This is a genomic window from Streptomyces sp. NPDC007945, assembly GCF_042958885.1.
Taxonomy (GTDB): Bacteria; Actinomycetota; Actinomycetes; order Streptomycetales; family Streptomycetaceae; genus Streptomyces.
The window spans coordinates 197,905-223,353 of sequence record NZ_JBIBJV010000007.1 but is presented as its reverse complement, the minus strand read 5'-3'; the positions used below and the strand labels follow the sequence as shown (position 1 = coordinate 223,353).

Genomic DNA, 25,449 nt, shown 5'->3' with positions numbered 1-25,449 from the left:
TCGGGGCGTGGAGCTCAAGAACATCCCCGACCCCGGTTTCTCCGACGACGACGGCACCGCCGACCCGGCGCTCGCCGCGGCCCTCGCGGCCTGGGCGGAGGACCGGACCGCCCACGGCCCCGTCCTGGAGGCGCTGCGCGGCGCCCGGCTCCTCGTCCCCGTCGTCGCCGTGCTCGGCGAGGTGGAGACCGACCCGGAGACCGGGCTGAAGCGGGAGAAGACCAGCGACATGGCGGTGCCGACGCTGACCGCCGGCGACCGGCGCGGGCTGCCCGCCTTCACGTCGATCGCCTCGCTCGCCCTGTGGGACCCGGCCGCCCGGCCCGTCGCGGTCCCGCTCCGGCAGGCGCTGGCCGCCCTCGTCCACGAGAAGGCCGACACCCTGGTCCTCGACATGGCCGGGCCCGTGCCGTACCAGGTGAGCGGCTCCGCGCTGCTGGCCCTCGCCGAGGGCCGCACCAGCACCGACCCGCTGGACGACCCGGCGGTCCGGGAGGCGGTGCGCGCCGCGCTCGCCGCCGAGCCCGCCGTCCTCCGTGCCCACCTCGGCCCCGGCTCCGCCGACGGCACCCTCGCGCTGGTCCTCGCCGAGGACGCCGCCCCGGCCGGGACCGCCCAGCGGGTGGCGCGGGCCCTGGCCGCCGACGAGACACTGAGGGCCCGCCTGGTGCGGGGCCTCGACCTGGCACTGCTGCCGGCCGCGGCCACCCCTCCGGGCGAGCCCTTCTACGTGCGGGACTGACGACTCCGCGGGACCCCGCCGGGCCCCGCGGACCGGTGGACTAGCCGTACACCGCGCCGGTGTACTTCTCGCCCGGGCCCTGGCCCGGCTCGTCCGGGACGATCGACGCCTCGCGGAAGGCGAGCTGGAGGGACTTCAGGCCGTCGCGCAGCGGGGCGGCGTGGAAGGACGAGATCTCCGTGGTGCTGGCGTCGAGGAGGCCCGCGAGCGCGTGGATCAGCTTGCGCGCCTCGTCGAGGTCCTTGTGCTCGTCGCCCTCCTCGGTGAGGCCGAGCTTGACCGCGGCGGCGCTCATCAGGTTGACGGCGACGGTGACGATCACCTCGACCGCCGGGACCTCGGCGATGTCACGGGCCATGGCCTCGAAGTCGGGGTTGTCGCCGGTCTGGCCGGGGGCGGTCGTGGACTCGTTCTGGGGGGTCTCGCTCATGCCCCACACGATAAGCGGGCGCACGGTTCGCGCCGACCGCCGGGTCCTGCTAACCTTGTGTAACGACCGGCCGGACACCTGTGTGCCCGGCCCACAAGTGGAGGCTCCGATCTCCCACCTGACCGCCCTCACGGGCGGCGGGTCACCGGTCAGGTGGCGCCCATCGTTCCGTACGGACGATGGAGCCGCCCGATGTGCGCCCCGCGGTTCACCGTGGTGGTGCTCCGGTTCGCCTTGGAGCCCCGCCTGTGTCCCGTTCGGGGCGTTTTTTGCGCGTCCGTTCGGTTGGTCTCCGTGATGTCACGTGACGTGTCCGTCCGCCAAGGCGGTCGCGTGGTGCTACCGAGGAGGATCCATCAGCGCCGAGCCCCGCATCAACGAGCGGATTCGCGTTCCCGAGGTGCGTCTTGTCGGCCCCAGCGGCGAGCAGGTGGGCATCGTCCCCCTTGCCAAGGCCCTGGAGCTCGCACAGGAGTACGACCTCGATCTTGTCGAGGTCGCGGCGAACGCCCGTCCGCCCGTGTGCAAGCTCATGGACTACGGGAAGTTCAAGTACGAGTCGGCCATGAAGGCCCGTGAGGCGCGCAAGAACCAGGCGCACACGGTCATCAAGGAGATGAAGCTCCGGCCGAAGATCGACCCGCACGACTACGACACCAAGAAGGGTCACGTCGTCCGGTTCCTCAAGCAGGGCGACAAGGTCAAGATCACGATCATGTTCCGTGGTCGTGAGCAGTCCCGGCCCGAGCTCGGCTACCGCCTCCTGCAGCGCCTCGCCGAGGACGTCCAGGAGCTTGGCTTCATCGAGTCCAACCCGAAGCAGGACGGCCGGAACATGATCATGGTTCTGGGTCCGCACAAGAAGAAGACCGAGGCCATGGCCGAGGCGCGCGAGGCCCAGGCCGCGCGCAAGGCGGAGCGCCAGGGCCTCGCGCCCGAGGCCGACGCCCCGGCCGACGCCGAGGAGGCTTCGGCCGACACGTCGGCCGAGAACGCCGAGGCGTGATCCCAGGGGGCTGCCCCCGCGGCAGCCCCCGGGTCCCGCCCGGACCACCACACGAAGGATTGACGCTCCCGGTTCTCCGGTGCCCGCACCGGGGGAGCGCCACTGACGAGGAGATAACGGCGCTATGCCGAAGAACAAGACGCACTCCGGTGCCAAGAAGCGCTTCAAGGTCACCGGCTCCGGCAAGATCCTGCGCGAGCGCGCCGGCAAGCGCCACCTGCTCGAGCACAAGTCGTCCAAGCTGACGCGTCGCCTCACCGGCAACGCCGAGATGGCCCCGGGTGACGCCGCCAAGATCAAGAAGATGCTGGGCATCTGAGCTTGATCTCCCGCCCTCGGCCCCCGAGGGCATCCGGCCAAGACCGGGACCCATCCGTTTTCCGGGTCGTGTGAACACACCACGGCCCCGCTACAAGGAGTAAGAAGTGGCACGCGTCAAGCGGGCAGTCAACGCCCACAAGAAGCGCCGGGCGATCCTCGAGCAGGCCTCCGGCTACCGCGGTCAGCGTTCGCGCCTGTACCGCAAGGCCAAGGAGCAGGTCACCCACTCGCTGGTCTACAACTACAACGACCGCAAGAAGCGCAAGGGCGACTTCCGTCAGCTGTGGATCCAGCGCATCAACGCCGCTGCCCGCCAGAACGGCATGACGTACAACCGCCTCATCCAGGGTCTGAAGGCCGCCAACATCGAGGTGGACCGCAAGATCCTCGCCGAGCTGGCCGTCAACGACATCAACGCGTTCGCCGCGCTGGTCGAGGTCGCGCAGAAGGCCCTCCCGGCCGACGTCAACGCCCCGAAGGCCGCCGCCTGATCTTCAGGCCGCAGTACTTCCGACCGGACCCGCAGGCCCCGCGCCTGCGGGTCCGGTGCGTTGACCGGCGCACCCGCACCCCCGACGAGACCGAGACAGAGACAGAGAGCCGCAGGCACATGTCCACCCCCGAGCTGATCTCCCCGCGTTCCCCGCGCGTCGTCGCCGCCCGGCGGCTCGCCAAGCGCAACTTCCGGGGCAAGGACCGCCTCTTCCTCGCCGAGGGCCCGCAGGCCGTCCGCGAGGCCGTCGCGCACCGGGGCCCGGACGGCGCCCCCACCCTCGTCGAGCTCTTCACCACCGTCGAGGCCGCCGAGCGGTACGCCGCCATCGTCGAGGCCGCCCGCGCCGCCGGCGCCCGCGTCCACCATGCCTCCGACGCGGTCCTCGCCGAGGTCTCGCAGACCGTCACCCCGCAGGGCCTCGTCGGCGTATGCCGCTTCCTCGACTCGCCCTTCGAGACGATCCTCGCCGCGAAGCCCAAGCTGGTCGCCGTCCTCGCGCACGTCCGCGACCCCGGGAACGCCGGCACCGTGCTCCGCTGCGCCGACGCCGCCGGCGCCGACGCGGTGATCCTCACCGACGCCTCCGTCGACCTGTACAACCCCAAGTCGGTCCGCGCCTCCGTCGGCTCCCTCTACCACCTCCCCGTCGCCGTCGGCGTCCCCGTCGAGCAGGCCGTCGCCGGCCTCAAGGCCGCGGGCGTCCGCGTCCTCGCCGCCGACGGCGCCGGCCAGGACGACCTGGACGACGAGCTCGACGCCGGCACCATGGGCGGCCCGACCGCCTGGATCTTCGGCAACGAGGCCTGGGGGCTGCCCGAGGAGACCCGGGCCCTCGCCGACGCCGTCGTCCGCGTGCCCATCCACGGCAAGGCCGAGAGCCTCAATCTCGCCACGGCCGCGGCGGTCTGCCTGTACGCCTCCGCCCGCGCCCAGCGCCCCCGCCGCACCGCCTGAACCACCCCGCCGGCCCGCCGGGCGGCGTGTCCCATGGCTGTGATTCGGCCACTCGGAGTGTCCTTCCGGCTCCCGCAGGTCACCCTCGCCCAGTAGAGTGACGCACTCGGGGCCCACTGCGGTACACGGAGGGGTGGGAGACGGGGATGACGGTCGGCACGGACAGTCCCGCGCGAACCGCACGACGAGGCGGAGACGGGACGGGCGCGCCCGGACCCTGGCCCGGGATCGACCCCGACGACCTGCCCGACGGGCTCGTCGTCGCCGACGAGGACGGCCGGGTGGTCTGCTTCAACGCCGCCGCCAGCCGCATCACCGCCGTCCCGGCCGCCGAGGCGCTCGGCCGCCCGCTCGACCAGGCGCTGCCCCTGGAGGACCTCAAGGGGCACCGCTGGTGGCCCCTCACCGACCCGTACGGCGGCCTCGCCACCCGCCGCGGCCAGCCCGAGCGGAACCTGCTCCTGCCCGGCGGCCGCGAGGTCCTCGTCTCCGCCCGGTACGTCCGCGAGCACCCCACCGGACCCGTCCGCCGGGTCGTGGTCTCGCTGCGCGGCACCGAGGCCCGCCGCCGCTCCGAGCGCAGCCACGCCGAGCTCATCGCCACCGTCGCCCACGAACTGCGCTCGCCGCTCACCTCCGTCAAGGGCTTCACCGCCACCCTCCTCAGCAAGTGGGAGCGGTTCACGGACGAGCAGAAGCGGCTGATGCTGGAGACCGTCGACGCCGACGCCGGCCGCATCAAACGGCTCATCGCCGAACTCCTCGACATCTCGCGGATCGACGCGGGCCGCCTGGAGGTCCGCCGCCAGCCCGTCGACATCACCGCCGCCGTCGGCCGCCACATCCAGGTGCACACCACCGGCGGCCAGCCCCCCGACCGCTTCTTCGTCCGCACCCGCCCCGGACTGCCGCCGCTCTGGGCCGATCCCGACAAGATCGACCAGATCCTCGGCAACCTCCTGGAAAACGCGGTGCGCCACGGCGCCGGAACCGTCACCATCGAGGTGGCGCCCCGCACCGCGGGCGACGACGGCACCGGCGAGGAGGGGACGGAGGTCACCGTGAGCGACGAGGGACCCGGCATCCCCGAGGAATCCATGAACCGCGTCTTCACCCGCTTCTGGCGGGGCAGCAAGCGCGGCGGCACCGGTCTCGGCCTCTACATCGTCAAGGGCCTCGTCGAGGCCCACGGCGGCACCATCACCGTCGGACGCGGCCCGCGCGGTGGGGCCGAGTTCCGATTTATCCTGCCCGTCGGCGCCCCGGCCCATCTCGTCTGACGTCTCACCCACCGAGACCCGACGGGATCCAGAGCCACCGGGGCCCCCACGGGCTCATCAGCGTGTCCCCACCCCGTTAGACTCGACCTTTGGCACGTTTGCGCCCTTGTCGTCTGTCGTCGAACCGGGGTCGCCCCAGCCAAGCCCAACGGAAGCACGGGAAGAAATGTCGGCACCCAATAAGTCGTACGACCCGGTCGAGGTCGAAGCCTTGAAACCGGAAGAGATCGAGCGCATGCGGGACGAGGCGGTCGCCGCCTTCGCCGCCGCCGGCGACCTCGACGAGCTCGCGCACGCCAAGACCGCGCACACCGGCGGCACCTCGCCGCTGGCCCTCGCCAACCGCGAGATCGGCGCGCTGCCCCCGCAGGCCAAGGCCGCGGCCGGCAAGCTCGTCGGTCAGGCCCGCGGCGTCGTCTCCAAGGCGCTCGCCGCCCGCCAGGCCGAGCTGGAGGCCGAGCGCGACGCCCGCGTCCTCGTCGAGGAGGCCGTCGACGTCACCCTGCCGTACGACCGCGTCCCGGCCGGCGCCCGCCACCCGCTGACCACGCTGATGGAGCGCGTCGCCGACGTCTTCGTCTCCATGGGCTACGAGGTCGCCGAGGGCCCCGAGGTCGAGGCCGAGTGGTTCAACTTCGACGCCCTGAACTTCGTGCCGGACCACCCGGCGCGGCAGATGCAGGACACCTTCTTCGTCCAGGGTCCGGAAGGCACGACCGGCGACGAGTCCGGCGTCGTGCTCCGCACCCACACCTCGCCGGTCCAGGCCCGCACCCTCATCGACCGGGAGCCCCCGGTCTACGTGGTGTGCCCCGGCCGCGTCTACCGCACCGACGAGCTCGACGCCACGCACACCCCGGTCTTCCACCAGATCGAGCTGCTCGCCGTCGACGAGGGCCTCACCATGGCCGACCTCAAGGGCACCCTCGACCACATGGTCCAGGCGCTCTTCGGCGCGGACATGAAGACCCGGCTCCGCCCGAACTTCTTCCCGTTCACCGAGCCGTCCGCCGAGATGGACATGCTCTGCTACGTCTGCCGCGGCGAGTCCGTCGGCGACCCCGACCGCCCCTGCCGCACCTGCGGCAGCGAGGGCTGGATCGAGCTCGGCGGCTGCGGCATGGTCAACCCGAAGGTGCTCATCGCCTGCGGCGTGGACCCGGAGAAGTACAGCGGCTTCGCCTTCGGCTTCGGCATCGAGCGGATGCTGATGTTCCGGCACAACGTGGAAGACATGCGAGACATGGTCGAGGGCGACGTCCGGTTCACCCGGCCGTTCGGGATGGAGATCTGATGCGGGTCCCGCTTTCTTGGCTGCGGGAGTACGTCGACCTGCCGGCGACGGAGACCGGCCGCGACGTCCAGGCCAAGCTCATCACCGCCGGCCTCGAGGTCGAGACCGTCGAGCAGCTCGGCGCCGGCCTCACCGGCCCGCTGGTGGTCGGCAAGGTCCTCACCATCGAGGAGCTGACGGAGTTCAAGAAGCCCATCCGCTTCTGCACCGTCGACGTCGGCCGGGCCAACGGCACCGGCGAGCCCCAGGAGATCATCTGCGGCGCCCGGAACTTCGCCGTCGGCGACAAGGTCGTCGTGGCCCTGCCCGGCGCCGTCCTCCCCGGCGACTTCCGGATCGCCGAGCGCAAGACGTACGGCAAGGTCTCGCGCGGCATGATCTGCTCCAGCGACGAGCTCGGCATGGGCGAGGACCCGAACCACGGGATCATCATCCTGCCGCCGGAGCACGAGGTCGGCCTGGACGCCACCGCCCTCCTGGAGCTGTACGACGAGGTCCTCGACATCGCCGTCACCCCGGACCGCGGCTACTGCCTCTCGATGCGCGGCGTCGCCCGCGAGGCCGCCATCGCCTACGGGCTGCCGCTGCGCGACCCGGCGCTCCTCGACGTGCCCGCGCCGAACTCCTACGGCTACCCGGTCCAGATCGCCGACCCCCTCGGCTGCGACCGCTTCACCGCCCGCACGGTCGTCGGCCTCGCCCCCGAGGCCCGGTCGCCGATCTGGCTCCAGCGCCGCCTCCAGAAGGCGGGCATGCGTCCGATCTCGCTCGCCGTCGACATCACCAACTACGTGATGCTGGAGCTCGGTCAGCCGCTGCACGCCTACGACCGCACCCGGATCGACGGCCCCATCGGGGTCCGCCGCGCCGAGGCCGGCGAGAAGATCACCACCCTCGACGGCACGGTCCGCGTCCTCGACGCCGCCGACCTGGTCATCACCGACAACCGCGGCCCCATCGGCATCGCGGGCGTCATGGGCGGCGCCGATACCGAGATCGCCGACCCGGTCACCGACGCCGAGACCGGCGCCGTCACCGGCTCCAGCGAGGTCGTCATCGAGGCCGCGCACTTCGACCCGATCTCGATCGCCCGCACCGCCCGCCGCCACAAGCTGTCCTCCGAGGCGTCCAAGCGCTTCGAGCGCGGCGTCGACCCGCAGGCCGCGGCCGCCGCGGCCCAGCGCTGCGTCGACCTGCTGGTGCTGCTCGCGGGCGGCACCGCGGAGGCCGGCGTCACCGAGATCGCCGCCCCGTCCGCGCCCCGCACCATCACCATGCCGGCGAACCACCCGGACAAGGTCGCGGGCGTGGACTACGGCCGCGAGACCGTCGTCCGCCGCCTCCAGGAGGTCGGCTGCGACGTCTACGGCCAGGACGAGCTCGTCGTCACCGTGCCCTCGTGGCGCCCCGACCTGAACGAGCCGAACGACCTCGCCGAAGAGGTCATCCGGCTGGAGGGCTACGAGAACCTGCCCTCCACGCTGCCGAAGCCCCCGGCCGGCCGCGGCCTCACCGAGCGCCAGCGCGTCCACCGCCGGGTCGGCCGCGCCCTCGCCGGAGCCGGCTACGTCGAGGCCCTGAACTACCCCTTCATGGGGCAGCAGGTCCTCGACCAGCTCGGCCTCGACGCGGACGACGCCCGCCGCAAGGTCGTCACCCTCGTCAACCCGCTCTCCGACGAGGAGCCCGCGCTCCGCACCACGCTGCTCCCCGGCCTGCTCGGGGCGCTGCGCCGGAACGACAGCCGCGGCAGCCACGACCTGGCGCTCTTCGAGACCGGTCTGGTCTTCCGCCCCGAGGGCGAGCCGAAGGCCGCCGTCCGCCTCCCGGTGGACCGCCGTCCCACCGCCGAGGAGATCGCCGGCGTCAACGCCGCGCTGCCCCGGCAGCCGCGCCGCGCCGCCGTCGTCCTCGCCGGCGCCCGCGAGCAGTCCGGCTGGTGGGGCAAGGGCCGTCCGGCCGACTGGGCCGACGCGATCGAGGCCGCCCGCATCATCGCCGCCGAGGCCGGTGCGGAGCTGCTGATCGAGGCCGACCAGCACGCCCCGTGGCACCCGGGCCGCTGCGCCGCGTTCCACGTCATGGTCGACGGGGTCAAGACCCTCGCCGGCCACGGCGGCGAGCTCCACCCCCGTGTCGTCAAGGCGCTGGGCCTGCCGGCCCGCTCCTGCGCGATGGAGCTGGACCTGGACGTCCTGGAGCGGGCGAGCGAGGGACCGGTCAAGGCCCCCCGCATCTCCGCCTTCCCGGTCGCCACCCAGGACGTCGCCCTGGTCGTCGACCAGGCCGTGCCGTCCTCCGAGGTCGAGTCCCACCTGGCCGAGGGCGCGGGTGAACTCCTGGAGTCCATCCGCCTGTTCGACGTCTACACCGGCGACCAGGTCGGCGAGGGCAAGAAGTCCCTGGCGTACGCGCTGCGGTTCCGCGCCGCGGACCGCACGCTTACCGTCGAGGAGGCCACCGCCGCCCGCGACGCCGCGGTCGCCCGGGCCGCCGAGCACACCGACGCCGTGCTGCGCGGCGCCTGACGCCGACGGCACCACACCACGGAGGGCCGCCCCGGGACCAGCTCCCGGGTCGGCCCTCCGCCGTGTTCGGGCCCGGCCGCGCCCGGACACCCTGCGCCGTCCGTCCTCGCCCGGCCAGGCCGTACCCCCCGGGGGGGCCCGCGCATCCGGCCTGGCCCGGCCGCCCGGCCCGGGCTCGTCCTACCCCGGCCCTGCACGGCCCGGCCCTGCACGGCCCGGCCCTGCACGGCCCGGCCCTGCACGGCCCGGCCTTGCCTCGCCCGGCCTGGCCCCGCCGCGCCCCCGGCCTCGCCCAGCCCCGCCGCGCCCCCGCGCACCCGGCACGCCCGGCCCGGCACGCCCGGCCCGGCCTCACGGAGCCCGCCCCCACCCGGCTCGTACGGGCCGTCGATCGTCGGCAGCGCGTGCGCGTGGTGTGCCCGTGGCGTGGGGAGGCGCGCCGGGGGCGCTCACTCCTTCGGGTGAGATCACCGGGCGGTGTTCCCCCGTGGTCCGCGCGGTCGGCAGAATCGACGCGGCCACAGGGGCGGACCTGTGTGCCGCAGGGCCTTCGGGCGCTGTCGGGGCTCGGGAAGGGCCGTATATGCTCCGTACCAGCCGTGGCGGCCGTGGCCGCACCGGGACCGCCCTCGGGGCGCGGCTCCGCGAGACCGCCCCGCTCGCCCTCCCCGTCGGCTGGGGGGCGGTGGCGGTGGCCTGGAAGTTCGGCTGTCCGCTGGCCCGGCAGCCGGGGCTGCCGATGCGGATCGCGACCAGCGTCGTCTTCCTCACCGTCGGCACGGGCCTGGTCCTCGGGGTGCGGTGGCAGCTGCGGCGCGAGCTGGCGCGGGTGCGGGCCGTCGCCGAGGCCACCCAGCGGGTGCTGCTGCGCCCGCCGCCCGCCCGGCTCGACGGACTCGCCCTGGCCGCGGGGCAGTTGTCGGCCACCCGGGGAGCATCGGTGGGCGGCGACCTGTACGAGGCGGTGGCGACGCCGTACGGCGTGCGCATCCTGATCGGGGACGTACGGGGCCACGGGCTTTCCGCCCTGGGCGCGGTCGTCGCCCTCCTGGGGAGCTTCCGGGAGGCCGCCCACGACGAGGCCGAACTCGGCGGGGTGCTGCGCAGGCTGGAGCGGGCGCTGCAACGGCACCTGCGGGAGCGGGCGCGCGACGAGCACCCGGCCGCCGGGAACGGCACGCCCGAGCACCCGGTGGCCGAGGAGTTCGTGACGCTGCTGCTCCTGGAGGTCCGGTCCGACGGCCGGCTCGCCGTCCTCGACTGCGGCCACCCCGCCCCGTACCGGCTCGGCGACCGGGTGGAGCGCCTGCCGCTGGGGGAGCCGCTGCCGCCGCTCGGCGTGCTGCCGCTGCCCGCCGCGCTCGCCCCGTACACCGGCGCGCGGCTGCTGCCCGGTGAGACGCTGGTGCTGCACACCGACGGCGCGGAGGAGGCCCGGGACGACCGGGGCCGCTTCTTCGGCCTGGAGGCGGCGCTCGCCCGGAGCTCCGGGCGGCCGCCCGCGGGCGTCGTCCGGCAGGTGCACGAGGCGCTGCTGCGCCACACCGGGGGCCGGCTCGACGACGACGTGGCCCTGCTCGTCGTCCGCAACGACCGGGTCCGCGTGCCGGCGCAGCCCGCCGAACCCGGGCTGCGCCGTCCCCGGCCCGCTCCCTCCACCCACTGCTGAGCGGAGGGCCCGGGGGTACGGGCGCCGCCCGCCCCGCCACGGAGTGTCGGGCAGATCGGCGGGGCGGGCGGCGCGGACCGGGCGGCCGCACTGTACGAGGGGGGAGCCGGCGGCCCGGTCGTTCCTCGCCCTTCCGGCGAGGAAGCCCAGTCAAGCGGTACGGCCGCGGCGGCGGCAGCGCGCGCGGACCGGAAGAACGGGTACTTCATTCACACCCCGTGCGAAATCGCACCGGGCGAATTCGGCCACCGCTAGGCTGAGTTCACCGAGCGACCGGAGGGGCCATGCAGCCCAACACCCTGCTCGACGCCCTCCTGGACGAGGCGGGCGTCTCCCACGCCGGGCTCGCCGACCGCGTGAACCGGGCCGGACGGGCCAGGGGCCTTGCCCTGCGTTACGAACACACCGCCGTGGCGCGGTGGTTGAAGGGTCAGCGGCCACGCGGCCAGGTGCCCGACCTGATCTGCGAGGTGCTCGCGGCCCGGCTGCGCCGGCCCGTCACCCTCGACGACATCGGGCTCGGCGTGCCCGTCGGCGGCCCGCCCGCGCCCGGCACGCCGTTGAACGGCTTCGTCGATCGGGCCACCGCGCTGTGGCGGTCGGACGAACAGCAGCGCCCGTACCTGGCCAGCGCGCCGGCGGTGACCGGCACGCCCGCGGTGATGCCGGTGTGGGAGTGGGAGAACCCGCCGGAGGACACCGACGTCTCCCGGACCGGCCTGACCCGGGTCGAGCCCGCCGACATCGCGCTGCTCAGCGCGGCCCGCGCCCACTACGAGCAGATGTACCGCAAGGCCGGCGGTATCGCGACCCGCGCCCGGATCGTCGGCTTCCTCACCACCGAGGCCGCGCCCCGGCTGCGCGGCTCGTACAGCGACGCCTTGGGCCGCTCCCTGCACCGCGCCACCGGCGGCCTCGTGGCGGTGGCCGGAATCTGCGCCTACGATGCCGACGCCCACGGGCTCGCGCAGCGCTACTTCCACCAGGCGCTGCGCCTCGCCAAGGCCAGCGGGGACCGGGCCTTCGGTGCCTACGTGGTGGCGCTGATGGTCAACCAGTCGCTGCTCCTGGGGGAGTTCCGGCAGGCGGTGGCCTTCGCGGAGGCGGCGCTGCGGGCGGCGGACGGGGCCATCACCCCGGCGCTCGCCGCCGACCTGACGGCGATGCAGGCGAAGGCGTACGCCCGGCTCGGCGACGGGACGGCGGCGCTCGGCTGCATCCTGCGGGCCGAGCGGGCGGCGGACCGCATCACCCCGGCCGCGGAGCCGGCCGAGACCGGCTACGTCCAGCCCGGGCTCGTCAACGTACAGGTCGCGGAGGCCCTCCTCAGTCTGGGTGATCTCGCGGGGGCGTACGAGCACGCGGCGCGGGCGGTCGGGACGCCCTCGCACGACCGGGGCCGGGTGCACCGGCTCGCGCTGCTCTGCCAGGTCGAACTGCGGCAGGGCGAGGCGGAATCGGCGGCGCGGACGGCGGTCGAGATGACCGAGCGGGCACGCGGGATGGAGTCCCGCCGACTGCGCGACCGGCTGCGCCAGGCCCGGGAGCACCTCCTCGCCTGCGGCGCGGGGGACGCCCGCGAGGCGGCGGCGCTGATCGACGGGGCGCTGCGCGTTCCGCTCTGACCGTTCACCTGCTGCGATATTGCCACCGAACACGCGCCTACCAGTCGGAAGGTGGCAAGAACGTGCAGTGGACGAACCTGAGCGAACGCTCCGTCTATGAAAACCGGTGGTTCCGAGTGAACCTCGCGGACGTCGAACTCCCGGACGGCCGCCACCTCGACCACTATCTGATCCGGCTCCGCCCCGTCGCCGTCGCGACCGTCGTCAACGACGCCGAGGAGGTCCTGATGCTCTGGCGCCACCGCTTCATCACCGACAGCTGGGGGTGGGAGCTGGCCGCCGGCGTCGTCGAGGACGGCGAGACGCCCGAGGCGGCAGCCGCCCGCGAGATGGAGGAGGAGACCGGCTGGCGGCCGGGGCCGCTGCGCCATCTGCTCACCGTCGAGCCCTCCAACGGCCTCAGCGACGCCCGGCACCACCTCTACTGGGCCCAGCGGGCCACCTGGACCGGCCCGCCGGCCGACGGCTTCGAGTCCTCGCGGCGCGCCTGGGTGCCGCTGAAGGAGGTCCCGGAGCTGATCGCCCGCGGCGAGGTCCCGGCGGCGAACATGGCGGCCGGACTGCTGATGCTGCACCACCTGCGGCTCGGCTGACGCCCGGGCCCGGGGGCCCAGGGCCGCCCGGAAAAGTCGGAACGGCTCGTACCTGTGCGGGGGTACGAGCCGTTCCTGCCGCGGAGAGCGACAACCGTGGGACGCCCGGGGCGTCGGGGGGTCAGGCGTAGACGTAGAAGCCCGAGCCCGTCTTGCGGCCGAGCCGGCCCGCGTCGACCATCCGCTGGAGCAGCGGGGGAGCGGCGTACAGCGGCTCCTTGAACTCGGAGTACATCGAGTCGGCGATCGAGGCGATCGTGTCGAGGCCGATGAGGTCCGAGAGCTTGAGCGGGCCCATCGGGTGGGCGCAGCCGTACTCCATGCCGTTGTCGATGTCCTCGCGGCTCGCGATGCCGGACTCGAACATCCGGATCGCGGAGAGCAGGTACGGCACGAGCAGGGCGTTCACGATGAAGCCGGAGCGGTCCTGGGCGCGGATCGCGTGCTTGCCGAGCAGCTTCTCGGCGAAGGCCTGCGCCCGGCTGATGGTGCCCTCGGAGGTGGTGAGGGCCGGGATCAGCTCGACGAGCTTCTGCACCGGGGCCGGGTTGAAGAAGTGGATGCCGATGACGTGGTCGGGGCGGGAGGTCGCCACGGCCAGCTTCACCAGCGGGATGGAGGAGGTGTTCGAGGCGAGGATGGCGTCGGGCCGGGTCAGGACCTGGTCGAGCACCTGGAAGATCTCGGTCTTGACCTGCTCGTTCTCGACGACCGCCTCGATGACGAGGTCGCGGTCGGCGAACTCCCCGAGGTCGGTCGTGAAGCTCAGGTTGGCCAGGGCCGCGTCCCGCTCCTCCTCGCTGATCTTGCCGCGTTCGGCGGCCTTGGTCAGCGAGTTCAGCAGCCGCGTGCGGCCGATCTCCAGCGCCTCGCCGGTGGTCTCGGCCACCTTCACCTGGAGACCGCTCCGGGCACACACCTCTGCGATGCCCGCGCCCATCTGGCCGCAGCCCACCACTCCGACGCGCTCAATGTCGGCCATGGAGTCCGTCACCTCGTGCCTTTCGCTCTTCTCTGGCGGCGGGCCCCCGTGTGATTCCGGTGCGCACGCCTCGACCCCATGACGTTACTCCGATTCGCGCGATGATCGATCGGTCGGAGGCGGGCATGCTGTCCCAGGAGGTGTGACGTGTCCGACAGCGGAGGGGTACAAGTGCGGCCTATCGGGAGAAGAGGGTTTGTGACGACCGCCACGGGAGCGGCATTCGCCGTCGTGGGGAGCGGCGCTCCGGGCGCCGCCGCGGAGCGGCGCGGGGCGCGCGGACGGGATCCCGCCCCGGCGCCGACGACGGCGCCCGGGGCGGAGCCCGCGGCGGGGCCGGCCGGAGGGGCGGCGGCGGACAGCTTCCGGTTCCGCGGGATGTGGGTGGCGACCGTCACCAACAGGGACTGGCCGTCCCGCCCCGGCCTCTCCGCCGGGGCGCAGAAGGCCGAGCTCCTCGCCCACCTGGACAAGGCGGTGGAGCGGCGGCTCAACGCCGTGGTCCTCCAGGTGCGGCCCACCGCCGACGCCCTGTGGCCGTCGCCGTACGAGCCCTGGGCGCAGTGCCTCACCGGGACGCAGGGCCGCGACCCCGGCTGGGACCCGCTGGGGACGGCGGTCGCCGAGGCCCACGCGCGGGACCTGGAGCTGCACGCCTGGTTCAACCCGTACCGTGTGGCGAACCACACGGACCCGGCCCGGCTCGCGGCCTCCCACCCGGCCCGGCTCCACCCCGGGTGGACCGTGCCCTACGGCGGGAGGCTCTACTACGACCCCGGGCAGCCCGAGGTCCGGCGCTTCGTGCAGGACGCCATGCTCGACGCGGTGCGCCGCTACGACCTGGACGCCGTCCACTGGGACGACTACTTCTACCCGTACCCGGTGGCGGGGGAGGACTTCGACGACGACGGCTCGTACGCCCGCCACGGCGCCGACTTCCCCGACCGCGCGGACTGGCGGCGCCACAACACCGACCTGCTGGTCTCGGAGATGTCCGCCCGGATCAAGGAGCTCAAGCCGGGCGTCGCCTTCGGCGTCAGCCCCTTCGGGGTGTGGCGGAACCGCGCCGATGACCCCGCGGGCTCCGACACCCGGGGCGGGCTGTCGAGCTACGACGACCTGTACGCGGACACCCGCAAGTGGGTCCGGGAGGGCTGGATCGACCACGTGGTGCCGCAGCTGTACTGGCACATCGGCCACTCCGGCACCGACTACGCCACCCTCCTCGACTGGTGGGACGCGACGGTGGAGGGGACGGGCGTGGGCCTCTACGTCGGCGAGGCGCTGTACAAGGCGGGCGACCCGGCCCAGCCCGAGGCGTGGCAGGACCCGCGTGAGCTGTCACGGCACCTGGCACTGGCCGTCGAACGCCCGGGCGTCGGCGGACACTGCTACTTCGCGGCGCGGGAGGTCACGCGGGACCGCGCCGGCGCCCTCGCCGCCGTCGTGGCCGACCACTACCGGGAGCGGGCCCGCGGGCCGCGCGCCGCGGGCCCGGCCTCCTAGGGCCTGTCGTCGTGACGGACGACGGTGTCGGGGCCCGGGGACATCAGGGCCTCGTGACCGTCGTCGTCGAACCTCACCTTGTAGGGGGGAGCGCCGTTCTCCCCCTTCACTTCCAGGACCTGGGCCGTACGGTCGTGCCGACCTACGGTCCGGCCGTGCACCAGCAGTCTGTCGCCCACACTCGCCTGCATCGGATGACCTCCTCGCGCGCGTAGGGCCTTTGTCTGTCATTGTGACGCAGGTCACTGCCGCCCGTCGCGTCAGCTCTTCGCGCGCTGGGTCACCGCGATGCAGACCAGCACGCCGACGGCCGCGACCGGCGCGGCCAGGGGCAGGGACTCGCCCAGCAGGAAGACCGACCAGAACAGCGTCAGCAGCGGCTGGGCGAGCTGGAGCTGGCTGGCGCGGGGGATGCCGATCGTGGCCATGCCGCGGTACCAGACGTACAGGCCGAAGAAGGTGGAGCCGGCCGCCACCCAGGCCAGGCCGATCACGCCGTGGGCGGTGAGGCGCACCGGTTCCAGGGAGAGCGCCACCACCGAGGCCGGGGCCATCAGCGGCAGGGAGAGCACCAGCGCCCACCCGATCACCTGCCAGCCCGGCATCACCCGGGCCAGGCGGCCGCCCTCGGTGTAACCGGCGGCGCAGACGAGGAGCGCGCCGAAGAGGTAGAGGTCGCCGGTGGAGAGCGCGCCGCCGCTCTGCTGGACGGTGAAGGCGATCACGACGGCGGCGCCGGCGAGGGCAGCGGTCCAGAAGGTGCGCGACGGGCGTCGACCGGTCCGCACGGCGGCGAAGGCGGCCGTGGTGAGCGGCAGCAGGCCCACGACGACGGCGGCGTGCGAGGTGGTGGAGGTCCGCAGGGCCAGCGTGGTCAGCAGCGGGAACCCCACCACCACGCCCCCGGCGACCACCGCGAGCCCGGCCAGGTGGCGGCGCTCCGGCAGCGGGACCCGGCCCGCGAGCAGGAAGACGCCGGCGATCGCCGCGGCGAGCGTGGAGCGCACGGCCACCAGCGACCAGGGGCCGAAGCTCTCCAGGCCCCACACCGTCGACGGGAAGGTCAGCGAGAAGGAGACGACGCCCAGGAGGGCGAGAACGGTGCCCTGCGCGCCCGGCGCCGCCACCGAGGTGGGAGCCGGGCCCGTCCGGTCGCTGACCGCTATCGTCATGGGGGCAGTAGCGCTACTCTTGGCTCTCATGCATGAGCGTAGCAGCGTGGCCGAACTGGCGAAAACCCTGAAAGCGGAGCTCGACCGCTACTCTCCCGGTGGAAAGCTGCCATCGAGCCGGGCGCTCGTCGAACGCCACCACGTCTCCCCGGTGACCGTCTCCCGCGCCCTCGCCCAGCTCGCCGCCGAGGGCCTGGTCGTCACCCGGCCCGGCGCCGGCGCCTTCAAGGCCGAGGCACCCGCCCCCGCCGCCACCGGCGACACCTCCTGGCAGGAACTGGCCCTCAGCGCCGACGCCGCCACCGAACTCGTCCCCCGCGCCGTCGACGCCTCCGGCGTCCTCGTCACCCTCGCCGCGCCCCCGCCCGGCGTCGTCGAGTTCAACGGCGGCTACCTCCACCCCTCCCTCCAGCCCGAGCGGGCCCTGGCCGCCGCCCTCGCCCGGGCCGGCCGCCGCCCCGGCGCCTGGGGCCGGCCGCCCTCCGACGGCCTCGCCGAACTCCGCGAGTGGTTCGCCCGCGAGATCGGCGGCGGCGTCACCGGCGCCGAGGTCCTCATCACCGCCGGCGGCCAGTCCGCCCTCACCACCGCTCTGCGCGCGCTCGCCCCGCCCGGCACCCCCGTCCTCGTCGAGTCGCCCACCTACCCCGGCATGCTCGCCGTCGCCCGCGCCGCCGGGCTGCGCCCGGTGCCCGTGCCCGCCGACGCCGACGGCATCCGCACCGACCTCCTCGAAGCCGCCTTCCGCGCCACCGGCGCCCGCGTCCTCGTCTGCCAGCCGCTCTTCCAGAACCCCACCGGCGCCGTCCTCCCGCCCGAGCGCCGCCGGGAGGTCGTCCGCATCGCCCGCGCCGCCGGCGCCTTCGTCGTCGAGGACGACTTCGCCCGCCGGCTCGTCCACGAGGACGCCCCGCCGCTGCCCGCGCCGCTCGCCGCCGACGACCCCGACGGCGTCGTCGTCCACGTCCGCTCCCTCACCAAGATCACCTCGGCGAGCCTGCGGGTCGGCGCGCTCGCCGCCCGCGGCCCCGTCCTGGAGCGGCTGCGAGCCATCCAGGTCGTCGACAGCTTCTTCGTCCCCCGCCCCCTCCAGGAGGCCGCCCTCGAACTCGTCGGCGCCCCCGCCTGGTCCCGCCACCTCAGGACCGTCTCCCAGGAGCTGAAGGCCCGCCGCGACACCCTCACCGCCGCCGTCGCCCTCCGGCTCCCCGAACTGGCCCTGCCCCACGTCCCCTATGGCGGCTACCACCTCTGGCTCCGCCTCCCCGACGCCCTCCCCGAGGCCGCCCTCCTCGCCGCCGCCCTCCGCGCCGGCGTCGCCGCCGCTCCCGGACGGCCCTACTTCTGCGCCGAACCGCCGGCCGGCCACATCCGGCTGAGTTTCGCGGGTGTCGCCGGGCCCACGGAGATCACCGAGGGCGTCCGCAGGCTCCGCACCGCCATGGACGAACTGCTCCCGTGACGCCCGGCGGGCCGGGCCGCCGCGCGAGCCCCGCGCGGCCGCCCGGAAAACCCGCCTGACACCTGCCCGCGGCTTTGGCATCCTCCGGCCATGACCGAGACCACCGCCGTCACCCTCCACGGGGCGTACGAGATCTCCGCCGACCCCGCCCGCATCGACCCCGCCCGCGTCCACCACTGGCTCTCCACCGACGCCTACTGGGCCCTCGGCCGACCTCGGGAGAAGCAGGACGCGGCCATCGCCGGCTCGCTCAACTTCGGCGCCTACCACCGCGACACCGGCGAGATCGCCGCGTACGCGCGCGTGATCACCGACCACGCCACCTTCGCCTGGCTCTGCGACGTCTACGTCGACCGGCCGGCCCGCGGCACCGGCCTCGGCACCGCCCTCGTCACCGCCGTCCGCGACCACCTGGAGCCGTACGGGCTCCGCCGGATCATGCTCGCCACCGCCGACGCCCACGGCGTCTACGAGAAGGTCGGATTCGCGCCACTGAAGAATCCGGACATGTGGATGTCTCTCGGACACGACTGAACCGGGGCCTCCCCGTCCCCCCGCCGCACCCCTTGACCCGGGACCCCACCGGCCTCACGATCGCGGCCATGGGTCTTCGGGTCACGCTGGTCGCGGCGGCGCGCAGTTCCTCCCTGCTCGCCGAACGCTTCGACGACGACCGGCCGCTCGACGAGGCCGGATGGTACGCGGTGCAGCAGGCCGCGCCCGCGCTCCTCCCGTTCGGCGCCGCCGAACTCCGCTACTGCGCGCCGACGCCGCGCAGCCGCGCCACCGGCACCGCCCTCGGCTACGCCCCGCTCGCCCAGCCCGCGCTGCGCGACTGCGACATGGGCCGCTGGCGCGGCCTCACCCTCGCCGAGGTCGCCGCCCTCGAACCGGCCGCCGTCGACGCCTGGCTCGCCGACGCCCGGTCGGCCCCGCACGGCGGGGAACCCCTCCTCGCCTTCATCTCCCGCATCGGCAACTGGCTCGACACCCGCCCCGCGGACGACGCCACCGTCGTCGCCGTCGCCGAACCCTCCGTCGTCCGCGCCGCCCTCGTCTACGCGCTCCGCGCCGCCCCCGCCACCTACTGGAGCGTCGATGTCCGCCCCCTGTCGACCGTCACCCTCGTCGGCCGCCCCGGCGCCTGGCACCTCCACCTGGACGCTCCCGCGCTGCGCTGACCGGCCGGGACCGGCGGGCGCGCCGGGACAGAGCGGCTAGCCTGGGGGCACGATGAACCGTTTGACCACGCCATGGGGCGACGTCACCCTCACCCGCCACCCCGAGGACCCGCGCGACCCGCTGCGCGCCTGGGACGCGGCCGACGAGTACCTGCTGAACCACCTCGCCGAGACCGACACCGGCCTCTCCGGCACCGTCGCCGTCCTCGGCGACCGCTGGGGCGCGCTCGTCACCGCGCTGGCCGCCGCCGGGCCCGGGGAGCTCGTGCAGATCTCCGACTCGTACCTCGGCCGCGAGGCCACCCGCACCAACCTCGCGCGGGCCGGCGCCGCCCCCGGCACCGTCCGGCTTCTCACCACCCAGGACCCGCCGCCCGCCCAAATCGATGTCCTGCTCGTCCGCGTCCCCAAGAGCCTGGCGCTCCTGGAGGACCAGCTGCACCGGCTCGCGCCCGCCGTGCACGACGGCACGGTGATCGTCGGCACCGGCATGGTCAAGGAGATCCACACCTCCACCCTGACCCTCTTCGAGCGGATCCTCGGCCCCACCCGCACCTCGCTCGCGGTGAAGAAGGCCCGGCTGATCCACACCACCCCCGGCCCGGCCGCCGCGCCCGGTCCGAACCCCTGGCCGTACCGGTACGCGCTCCCCGCCGACACGCCCGCGCCGGGGCTCGCCGGCCGCACGGTCGTCAACGAGGCGGGCGTCTTCTGCGCCGACCGCCTCGACATCGGCACCCGCTTCCTGCTCGGCAACCTGCCGACGGGCCTCGGCCACGCACGGGTGGCCGACCTCGGCTGCGGCAACGGCGTCGTCGGCCTCGCGGTCGCCCTCGCCGAACCCGACGCCGAACTGCTCTTCACCGACGAGTCGTACCAGGCCGTCGCCTCCGCCGAGGAGAACTTCCGCACCCACGTGGGGGAGGGGCGCAAGGCCGAGTTCACGGTCGGCGACGGGCTCGCGGACGTCCCCGCCGACTCGCTCGACCTGGTCCTCAACAACCCGCCCTTCCACAGCCACCAGGCCACCACCGACCGCACCGCCCGACGCATGTTCTCCGACGCGCGCCGCGCCCTGCGTTCCGGCGGCGAACTGTGGGTCGTCGGCAACCGCCACCTCGGCTACCACAGCACCCTCCGCCGCATCTTCGGCAACAGCGAACTGGTCGCGAGCGACCCGAAGTTCGTGGTGCTGCGCGCGATCAAGCGCTGACCCCGTCACGCCTCGGGGAGCACCGGCCCGAGGGCGCGGAGCCCGCCCGTCCCCGTCGTGATCTCCACGCCGGTGATCCGGTCGCCGCGGAACGCGAAGGACACGGCGGCGACCGGTCGTCCGTCCACGTGGGCCACCGCACCGACCGCGCCCTCCACCCGGGCGGGCCGCACCAGGGTGCCCGGCCCGATGAACGCGGCGACCGCGGCGGCCACGGCCGGGGCGCCGTGCACGGCGCCTCGCTCGGAGTACGCGACGGCGTCCGGGGCGAGGAGCGCGGCGAGCGCGACGGCGTCACGCGCGCGTGCCGCGGCGAGGAAGGCTCGCACCAGCGCCCGCCGCGCCCCCGGAGCGCCACCCCCGTGGCCCGGCGTCCCGCCGCGCAGCCGCTCCCGCGCCCGCCTCGCACACCGGGCCGCTTCGGCGGGCGAGCCCCCGACGACCCGGGCGGTCTCCCCGGGCGGCAGCCCGAACACGTCGTGCAGCAGGTACGCGACCCGGTCCCGCGCCCCGAGCCGGTCGAGCACGGCGAGGAAGCCCCCGAGCACGGCCGCGTCCAGCCCCTCCGCCACCGCGTCCCCGCGCCGGCCCGCCCCTCCGGCGGCGTCGTCGTCCATGGGGTCCCTCTCTCCGTCCGGTGCCTTCACACCGGCTTGACGGACCGTCCGCGGGCGTTGTGACGCCGCTCCGGGAACGCGGGCGCGCACGAGGCCGCGAGGGGGACCGGCGTGGCCGGGCCGCCCTCCACCCGGCACGGCGCGGCACGGCTCGGCGGGCCCGGGCGGGAGGGCGGGGTCAGCGCTTCAGCGCGGCGAGTTCCCGGTCGGCGTTCTCGGTGACGCGGGCGAGGAGGCGGCCGGCGGCGGCCAGGTCCTCGGCGGCGATCCCGGCCCAGACGCGGGCGGTGACGGGGGCGATCTCGGGGGCGGCGGCGGCGAGCAGGGCGCGGCCGGCGTCCGTGGGGACCAGATGGGGACCGTCGGCGAGCAGCAGCCCCTGGTCCCGCAGCGCGTCGAACGCGGCCCGGGCCTCGGCCGGTCCCGTCTTGAGGGCGGTCAGGACCGTGGCGGCCAGCTCGTCCGGGGTGCGCGGGGCGTCGGCGGTGACGGCCGTGCGCAGCGCGATCTGCTGCGTGAAGGTGAGGCCGTGCCGGGTCAGGACGTGCGCCAGGACGCCCCGGGCCGCGTAGTGGGCGAGGCCTAGCGTGCGGGAGTCGGCGGCGGGTGCGGTGGTGGTCACGGTGTGGCCCCCTGAGCGGTCGTGTCGTCGGGCGGTGAGGGAACGAGCGGTACGTCGAGCAGGGGCGTCAGCTCCTCGGCGAAGGCCGCGCACGCGGGGAGCCGGGGCCCCCGAGCGGGGCGACCAGCTGCCGGAGCAGGTCCTGGACCACGTCGACGGCGCGCCGGGTGCGGCCGGTGCGCACACGCCGCGCGGCGCCCGATGCCTGGCCCCCGGTCAGTCGGCTTCCGTCAGGGCCGCCTGCGCGGCGGCGAGGATCTCCTCGGAGAGCGGGGAGCCCTGGGTGGCCCGGGACAGGACCAGAGCGCCGACCAGGGTGCACAAACGGGCGAGGCCGCCCTCACCGCCCCCGACGCCCTCGCCGCCGCTCTCGCCGTCCGCGACGGCCTCGGCGGGGGCGAGGAACGCGGCGAAGTCGGCCACGCCCTCCGCGTAGGTGCGGCGCGCCTCGCGGCCTTCGGGTCCGCGCGCGATGTCGGTGGCGAGAGCCGCGACCGGGCAGCCGTCCGCCGCGTTGTCGCGGTGTTCGACGGAGAGGTAGGCGTCGATCAGGGCCCGCTGAGCGGCATCCCGCTGCCCGTCGTGCCGTTCGAGCCCGGCCGCATTGCGCCGTGCGATCTCATCGAAGGCATGGGCGGTGACCTCATCGACGAGCGCTTCCTTGGAGGCGAACTGCTTGTAGAAGGCGCCGTGGGTGAGGCCGGCCGCCTTCATGAGATCGGCGACGCTGACGTGGGTGCCCTGCTCCCGGAAGAGCCGCGACGCGGTGTCCACCACCCGCCTGCGATTCGCCTCCGCCTGCGCCTGCGATACGCGGCCCATGGCCACCTCCCATTTGGATGTCGACTGGCATCTATCATAGCCCCGTGTTTAGATTGTGCTTGCAATCTAAACAGCGCGGGCGCTCCGACGGCACCTGCGGAGGACAGGAGCGAGCATGGAACTCAAGAACGCGGTCGCGGTGGTCACCGGCGCCAACCGGGGCCTTGGGCGGCACCTGGCCGCCCAACTCGTCGAGCACGGCGCCAAGGTCTACGCGGCGGCCCGCCGTCCCGAGACGGTCGACCTGCCGGGCGTCCGCCCACTGCGCCTCGACGTGACGAGCCAGGAGTCGATACGGGAGGCCGCCCGCATCGCGTCGGACGCGACGCTCCTGATCAACAACGCGGGCGTCTCCACCGGCGCGACGCTGGTCGGCGGCGACCTGGACGAGGTACGTCGCGAGATGGAGACCAACTTCTTCGGCCCGCTCTTCGCCACGCGGGCCTTCGCTCCTGTCATCGAGGGCAACGGCGGCGGCGCCGTACTCAACGTCCTGTCCGCCCTGTCCTGGTTCCACCCGGCAGGCCTCGGCTCCTACGCGGCTTCCAAGGCCGCCGCCTGGGCGCTGAGCGACGCGAGCCGCGAGGAACTGGCGCCCCGGGGGATCACCGTCTCGGCGCTGCACGTCGGCTACATGGACACCGACATGGCCGCCGGCGTGCCCGCCGATCAGAAGGTCGCCGCCGCCGACGTCGCGGCCCAGGCCCTTTACGGCATCGAGACCGGCCTGCCCGAGATCCTCGCCGACGAGACCAGCAGGTACGTCAAGCAGAGCCTGTCCGCGGCGCCCCAGCCGAACGCGGGCTGACGCTCGCCCCCTCCACCGCGGCACGACGGCCTTCCAGGCCTCTTGGCGCAAGGACTTCCCATGCGTCGCACGGCCTTCCGCCGCAAGACCGGAGTGCGCGTCTCGGAGTGCGCACTCGGCACCGGCTGGGGCGCCGGCGCCGAGCCCGACGAGGCCCGCCGGATCTTCGACCGGTTCGCCGAGGCCGGCGCCACCTTCCTCGACTGCGCCGACAGCTACCTCGCAACCCTCGATGTCCAGCTCACCGACGAGCAGTACGCGCGCCTTGACGAGGTCAGCGCCATGCCGCTCGGCGTACCGCACGAGGGCATCGCGGGCTTGCTGGGACTTCTCCGGGGCGGCGACGCGAGCAGTGTCATCGCCTCGGTCGTGCCAGTGGCCCGAGCCCGGAAACGCGGCCGACGCGGAGTTCTCCGCGCAGGCACCGGCCACTGTCGTGCCGACGCGGAGCGCGCGGACAGGAAGGCACCGCAAACCGTCTCGTGACGAGACAAACCCCTCACGGACAGAACGCCCCTCCCGCTTGGACGGGAGACCGCACGAACGGAGATGACGGTGAAGGCCTTCATGGTCGAGAAGTACGGTGCTGCGACCGGGGTGCGCGCCGCCGAGATACCCGGCCCCCAGGTGGGCGCCGACGACGTCCTGGTCAGGATCCACGCGGCGAGCATCAACCCACTGGACATGAAGATCCGCGACGGTGACCTCAAGTCGATCCTGCCCTACCGTCTCCCGCTCGTCCTGGGCAACGACCTCGCCGGAACCGTCGTCCGCGTCGGATCGTCCGTCACCCGCTTCGCGGTGGGCGACGAGGTCTACGCGCGGCCCGACAAGGACCGCATCGGCACCTTCGCCGAACTCCTCGCCGTCCGCCAGGACGACCTGGCGCCCAAGCCCGCCACGCTCACCATGGCCGAGGCCGCCTCCCTCCCCCTGGTCGCGCTGACCGCCTGGCAGGCCCTGGTCGAGCGGGCCAACGTCCAGCCGGGCCAGAAGGTCCTCGTCCACGCGGGCGCCGGCGGCCTGGGATCCGTCACCATCCAACTGGCCAAGGCGCTGGGTGCGCACGTGGCCGCCACCGCGAGCACCGCCAAGGTCGACCTCGTCAAGGACCTCGGCGCGGACGAGGTCATCGACTACCGCACCCAGGACTTCTCCGAACTCCTCACCGGCTACGACTTCGTCCTGGACTCCCTCGGCGGCGAAAACCTCGCCAAGTCCCTGCGCATCCTCAAGCCCGGCGGCCTGGCCGTCTCCGTCGCGGGCCCGCCCGACCCGGCCACCGCCCGCGAACTCGGCTCGAACCTGGTGCTCCGCCTGGGTATCGCCGCGCTCAGCGCCAAGACCCGGCGCCAGGCCAAGCGTCTCGGTGTCACGTACTCCTTCCTGTTCATGAGGGCCAGTGGCGACCAGCTGCGCGAACTCACCCCCCTCATCCACGCCGGGAAGATCCGCCCCGTCGTCGACCGGGTCTTCCCCTTCGACGAGACCCTTCAGGCCATGGAGTACGTCGAAAAGGGCCGTGCAAAGGCCGGCAAGGTCGTCGTCTCCATGACGTGAACCCAGGGCAACGGCCCTGCCCGGCGTCGAGAACGCCGCCCGCCACAACGAGAAGAACCCGCCCCACGCTCCTTTCTCCCGCACCAGGACCCGATCGCGAACGCACCGTCCAGCTCCCCCGCGCCCACCCCGTCGTCGTACGAGAACGCGCCGCCCCGCGCCGTGTCCGTGCACGGCGTGGGCGTCGCCTACCGGCAGTACGGTCCGGACGACGATTTGCCTGCGAAGAGTGCGGATCACGTCAAGAACGATGCGAATTCAGCGAGATGTCGGGAGTGTCTGATCAACGACTGATCCGGTGATCAAGGAGACGCCGGAGATGGCCGAGGCCGTCGTCGAGTCCGGGCCCGCTGAGAAGCTGATGCGGGAGCCGTCGGGTACGGCGACGGACGAGCAGTTGATGGTGATGGTGGACCTGACGAATCTCGGGCGTGGGGAATCGCGAGAACCATCCGTCCCCGCCTTCTGGCTCTGCACGGCCCTCGAGGAACACGCGCAGAGGGGTCGTCGTCACCACCAGTCACGCACCGTGACCAAGGTGAAGCCCGGCCCCGCCGATCATCGCC

Annotated in this window: 26 protein-coding genes; 19 read left to right on the top strand and 7 right to left on the bottom strand. The window is 74.0% G+C overall.

Going from position 1 to position 25,449, the window contains the following annotated elements:
- Nucleotides 1–7 precede the first annotated feature (7 nt).
- Nucleotides 8–742, top strand: a complete 735-nt coding sequence (locus ACFZCF_RS23385; RefSeq protein ID WP_388447026.1) for an SseB family protein — start codon at nt 8–10, stop codon at nt 740–742.
- A 40-nt stretch (nt 743–782) separates the two neighbouring features.
- Here ACFZCF_RS23385 and ACFZCF_RS23380 read toward each other — a convergent pair whose 3' ends face one another.
- On the bottom strand, nt 783–1,172 hold the full coding sequence (locus tag ACFZCF_RS23380; protein WP_382836003.1) for a DUF1844 domain-containing protein: 390 nt from the start codon (nt 1,170–1,172) through the stop codon (nt 783–785).
- Nucleotides 1,173–1,476: 304 nt separating this feature from the next.
- On the opposite strand from ACFZCF_RS23380, the gene infC reads away from it, so the two are divergent.
- From infC to ACFZCF_RS23330, 10 genes are all read left to right on the top strand, one after another.
- The gene (gene infC, locus ACFZCF_RS23375) at nt 1,477–2,178 is read left to right on the top strand and encodes a translation initiation factor IF-3 (protein ID WP_388447023.1); all 702 of its coding nucleotides are present in this window, start codon (nt 1,477–1,479) and stop codon (nt 2,176–2,178) included.
- Between the two features lie 124 nt (nt 2,179–2,302).
- Entirely contained in the window at nt 2,303–2,497 is a 195-nt protein-coding gene (rpmI, locus tag ACFZCF_RS23370; protein ID WP_015032399.1) for a 50S ribosomal protein L35, read from the top strand.
- A 106-nt stretch (nt 2,498–2,603) separates the two neighbouring features.
- Entirely contained in the window at nt 2,604–2,990 is a 387-nt protein-coding gene (gene rplT, locus ACFZCF_RS23365; RefSeq protein WP_030493496.1) for a 50S ribosomal protein L20, read from the top strand.
- A 119-nt stretch (nt 2,991–3,109) separates the two neighbouring features.
- A complete protein-coding gene (locus ACFZCF_RS23360; protein ID WP_388447021.1) occupies nt 3,110–3,949 on the top strand; it encodes a TrmH family RNA methyltransferase in 840 nt (279 codons plus the stop codon).
- A gap of 146 nt (nt 3,950–4,095) precedes the next feature.
- Nucleotides 4,096–5,229: an ATP-binding protein gene (locus ACFZCF_RS23355; RefSeq protein ID WP_391288514.1), complete on the top strand. Its 1,134-nt coding sequence runs from the start codon at nt 4,096–4,098 to the stop codon at nt 5,227–5,229.
- 166 nt (nt 5,230–5,395) lie between these two features.
- Nucleotides 5,396–6,523 (top strand): phenylalanine--tRNA ligase subunit alpha, encoded by a 1,128-nt coding sequence (gene pheS / locus ACFZCF_RS23350; protein ID WP_388447017.1) that lies wholly within the window; start codon nt 5,396–5,398, stop codon nt 6,521–6,523.
- A complete protein-coding gene (gene pheT, locus ACFZCF_RS23345) occupies nt 6,523–9,051 on the top strand; it encodes a phenylalanine--tRNA ligase subunit beta (RefSeq protein WP_391288512.1) in 2,529 nt (842 codons plus the stop codon). Before pheS ends, pheT begins: the two co-directional genes overlap by 1 nt.
- Nucleotides 9,052–9,634: 583 nt before the next feature.
- On the top strand, nt 9,635–10,720 hold the full coding sequence (locus ACFZCF_RS23340; RefSeq protein WP_391288510.1) for a SpoIIE family protein phosphatase: 1,086 nt from the start codon (nt 9,635–9,637) through the stop codon (nt 10,718–10,720).
- Between the two features lie 284 nt (nt 10,721–11,004).
- Entirely contained in the window at nt 11,005–12,345 is a 1,341-nt protein-coding gene (locus ACFZCF_RS23335) for a transcriptional regulator (RefSeq protein ID WP_391288508.1), read from the top strand.
- Nucleotides 12,346–12,407: 62 nt separating this feature from the next.
- The gene (locus ACFZCF_RS23330; RefSeq protein ID WP_391288506.1) at nt 12,408–12,938 is read left to right on the top strand and encodes an NUDIX domain-containing protein; all 531 of its coding nucleotides are present in this window, start codon (nt 12,408–12,410) and stop codon (nt 12,936–12,938) included.
- Between the two features lie 121 nt (nt 12,939–13,059).
- Here ACFZCF_RS23330 and ACFZCF_RS23325 read toward each other — a convergent pair whose 3' ends face one another.
- The gene (locus ACFZCF_RS23325) at nt 13,060–13,920 is read right to left on the bottom strand and encodes a 3-hydroxybutyryl-CoA dehydrogenase (RefSeq protein ID WP_189949577.1); all 861 of its coding nucleotides are present in this window, start codon (nt 13,918–13,920) and stop codon (nt 13,060–13,062) included.
- A gap of 198 nt (nt 13,921–14,118) precedes the next feature.
- Between ACFZCF_RS23325 and ACFZCF_RS23320 the strand changes: the two genes are divergently transcribed.
- Nucleotides 14,119–15,426, top strand: a complete 1,308-nt coding sequence (locus ACFZCF_RS23320) for a family 10 glycosylhydrolase (protein ID WP_391288503.1) — start codon at nt 14,119–14,121, stop codon at nt 15,424–15,426.
- On the opposite strand, the gene ACFZCF_RS23315 is transcribed toward ACFZCF_RS23320, so the two are convergent.
- Nucleotides 15,423–15,617, bottom strand: coding sequence for a DUF1918 domain-containing protein (locus ACFZCF_RS23315; protein WP_391288502.1), 195 nt, complete (start codon nt 15,615–15,617; stop codon nt 15,423–15,425). The genes ACFZCF_RS23320 and ACFZCF_RS23315 overlap by 4 nt on opposite strands.
- Nucleotides 15,618–15,686: 69 nt before the next feature.
- Nucleotides 15,687–16,628, bottom strand: a complete 942-nt coding sequence (locus tag ACFZCF_RS23310; protein WP_391288500.1) for an EamA family transporter — start codon at nt 16,626–16,628, stop codon at nt 15,687–15,689.
- On the opposite strand from ACFZCF_RS23310, the gene ACFZCF_RS23305 reads away from it, so the two are divergent.
- The 4 genes from ACFZCF_RS23305 to ACFZCF_RS23290 all read left to right on the top strand — a co-directional run bounded on the left by ACFZCF_RS23305 (nt 16,627) and on the right by ACFZCF_RS23290 (nt 20,454).
- On the top strand, nt 16,627–18,060 hold the full coding sequence (locus tag ACFZCF_RS23305; RefSeq protein WP_391288498.1) for an aminotransferase class I/II-fold pyridoxal phosphate-dependent enzyme: 1,434 nt from the start codon (nt 16,627–16,629) through the stop codon (nt 18,058–18,060). The genes ACFZCF_RS23310 and ACFZCF_RS23305 overlap by 2 nt on opposite strands.
- 90 nt (nt 18,061–18,150) lie before the next feature.
- Nucleotides 18,151–18,594 (top strand): GNAT family N-acetyltransferase, encoded by a 444-nt coding sequence (locus ACFZCF_RS23300; protein ID WP_391288496.1) that lies wholly within the window; start codon nt 18,151–18,153, stop codon nt 18,592–18,594.
- A 68-nt stretch (nt 18,595–18,662) separates the two neighbouring features.
- Complete coding sequence (locus tag ACFZCF_RS23295) at nt 18,663–19,241, top strand: histidine phosphatase family protein (protein WP_388446996.1); 579 nt, start codon at nt 18,663–18,665, stop codon at nt 19,239–19,241.
- A 52-nt stretch (nt 19,242–19,293) separates the two neighbouring features.
- Complete coding sequence (locus ACFZCF_RS23290) at nt 19,294–20,454, top strand: methyltransferase (RefSeq protein WP_391288493.1); 1,161 nt, start codon at nt 19,294–19,296, stop codon at nt 20,452–20,454.
- Between the two features lie 5 nt (nt 20,455–20,459).
- Here ACFZCF_RS23290 and ACFZCF_RS23285 read toward each other — a convergent pair whose 3' ends face one another.
- The 3 genes from ACFZCF_RS23285 to ACFZCF_RS23275 all read right to left on the bottom strand — a co-directional run bounded on the left by ACFZCF_RS23285 (nt 20,460) and on the right by ACFZCF_RS23275 (nt 22,515).
- Complete coding sequence (locus ACFZCF_RS23285; RefSeq protein WP_391288491.1) at nt 20,460–21,071, bottom strand: DUF4440 domain-containing protein; 612 nt, start codon at nt 21,069–21,071, stop codon at nt 20,460–20,462.
- Nucleotides 21,072–21,249: 178 nt separating this feature from the next.
- Nucleotides 21,250–21,693, bottom strand: a complete 444-nt coding sequence (locus ACFZCF_RS23280) for a MarR family transcriptional regulator (RefSeq protein ID WP_391288489.1) — start codon at nt 21,691–21,693, stop codon at nt 21,250–21,252.
- A gap of 216 nt (nt 21,694–21,909) precedes the next feature.
- Nucleotides 21,910–22,515, bottom strand: coding sequence for a TetR family transcriptional regulator (locus ACFZCF_RS23275; protein WP_391288487.1), 606 nt, complete (start codon nt 22,513–22,515; stop codon nt 21,910–21,912).
- A gap of 115 nt (nt 22,516–22,630) precedes the next feature.
- On the opposite strand from ACFZCF_RS23275, the gene ACFZCF_RS23270 reads away from it, so the two are divergent.
- The 3 genes from ACFZCF_RS23270 to ACFZCF_RS23260 all read left to right on the top strand — a co-directional run bounded on the left by ACFZCF_RS23270 (nt 22,631) and on the right by ACFZCF_RS23260 (nt 24,883).
- Nucleotides 22,631–23,323, top strand: a complete 693-nt coding sequence (locus ACFZCF_RS23270; protein WP_388446978.1) for an SDR family oxidoreductase — start codon at nt 22,631–22,633, stop codon at nt 23,321–23,323.
- Between the two features lie 60 nt (nt 23,324–23,383).
- On the top strand, nt 23,384–23,809 hold the full coding sequence (locus tag ACFZCF_RS23265) for a hypothetical protein (protein ID WP_391288485.1): 426 nt from the start codon (nt 23,384–23,386) through the stop codon (nt 23,807–23,809).
- A gap of 69 nt (nt 23,810–23,878) precedes the next feature.
- A complete protein-coding gene (locus ACFZCF_RS23260; RefSeq protein ID WP_391288723.1) occupies nt 23,879–24,883 on the top strand; it encodes a zinc-binding dehydrogenase in 1,005 nt (334 codons plus the stop codon).
- The last annotated feature ends 566 nt before the right edge of the window (nt 24,884–25,449 follow it).

Excerpts from the sequence above, each read along its gene's own strand:
- ACFZCF_RS23265 (WP_391288485.1), top strand. The coding sequence starts at position 23,384 with ATGCGTCGCACGGCCTTCCGCCGCAAGACCGGAGTGCGCGTCTCGGAG.
- ACFZCF_RS23325 (WP_189949577.1), bottom strand. The coding sequence starts at position 13,920 with ATGGCCGACATTGAGCGCGTCGGAGTGGTGGGCTGCGGCCAGATGGGC.
- ACFZCF_RS23310 (WP_391288500.1), bottom strand. The coding sequence starts at position 16,628 with ATGAGAGCCAAGAGTAGCGCTACTGCCCCCATGACGATAGCGGTCAGC.
- ACFZCF_RS23270 (WP_388446978.1), top strand. The coding sequence starts at position 22,631 with ATGGAACTCAAGAACGCGGTCGCGGTGGTCACCGGCGCCAACCGGGGC.
- ACFZCF_RS23295 (WP_388446996.1), top strand. The coding sequence starts at position 18,663 with ATGGGTCTTCGGGTCACGCTGGTCGCGGCGGCGCGCAGTTCCTCCCTG.
- rpmI (WP_015032399.1), top strand. The coding sequence starts at position 2,303 with ATGCCGAAGAACAAGACGCACTCCGGTGCCAAGAAGCGCTTCAAGGTC.
- ACFZCF_RS23305 (WP_391288498.1), top strand. The coding sequence starts at position 16,627 with ATGCATGAGCGTAGCAGCGTGGCCGAACTGGCGAAAACCCTGAAAGCG.
- ACFZCF_RS23285 (WP_391288491.1), bottom strand. The coding sequence starts at position 21,071 with ATGGACGACGACGCCGCCGGAGGGGCGGGCCGGCGCGGGGACGCGGTG.
- pheS (WP_388447017.1), top strand. The coding sequence starts at position 5,396 with ATGTCGGCACCCAATAAGTCGTACGACCCGGTCGAGGTCGAAGCCTTG.
- ACFZCF_RS23300 (WP_391288496.1), top strand. The coding sequence starts at position 18,151 with ATGACCGAGACCACCGCCGTCACCCTCCACGGGGCGTACGAGATCTCC.
- ACFZCF_RS23340 (WP_391288510.1), top strand. The coding sequence starts at position 9,635 with ATGCTCCGTACCAGCCGTGGCGGCCGTGGCCGCACCGGGACCGCCCTC.
- ACFZCF_RS23275 (WP_391288487.1), bottom strand. The coding sequence starts at position 22,515 with ATGGGCCGCGTATCGCAGGCGCAGGCGGAGGCGAATCGCAGGCGGGTG.
- ACFZCF_RS23290 (WP_391288493.1), top strand. The coding sequence starts at position 19,294 with ATGAACCGTTTGACCACGCCATGGGGCGACGTCACCCTCACCCGCCAC.
- ACFZCF_RS23315 (WP_391288502.1), bottom strand. The coding sequence starts at position 15,617 with ATGCAGGCGAGTGTGGGCGACAGACTGCTGGTGCACGGCCGGACCGTA.
- ACFZCF_RS23360 (WP_388447021.1), top strand. The coding sequence starts at position 3,110 with ATGTCCACCCCCGAGCTGATCTCCCCGCGTTCCCCGCGCGTCGTCGCC.
- ACFZCF_RS23355 (WP_391288514.1), top strand. The coding sequence starts at position 4,096 with ATGACGGTCGGCACGGACAGTCCCGCGCGAACCGCACGACGAGGCGGA.
- ACFZCF_RS23335 (WP_391288508.1), top strand. The coding sequence starts at position 11,005 with ATGCAGCCCAACACCCTGCTCGACGCCCTCCTGGACGAGGCGGGCGTC.
- pheT (WP_391288512.1), top strand. The coding sequence starts at position 6,523 with ATGCGGGTCCCGCTTTCTTGGCTGCGGGAGTACGTCGACCTGCCGGCG.
- ACFZCF_RS23380 (WP_382836003.1), bottom strand. The coding sequence starts at position 1,172 with ATGAGCGAGACCCCCCAGAACGAGTCCACGACCGCCCCCGGCCAGACC.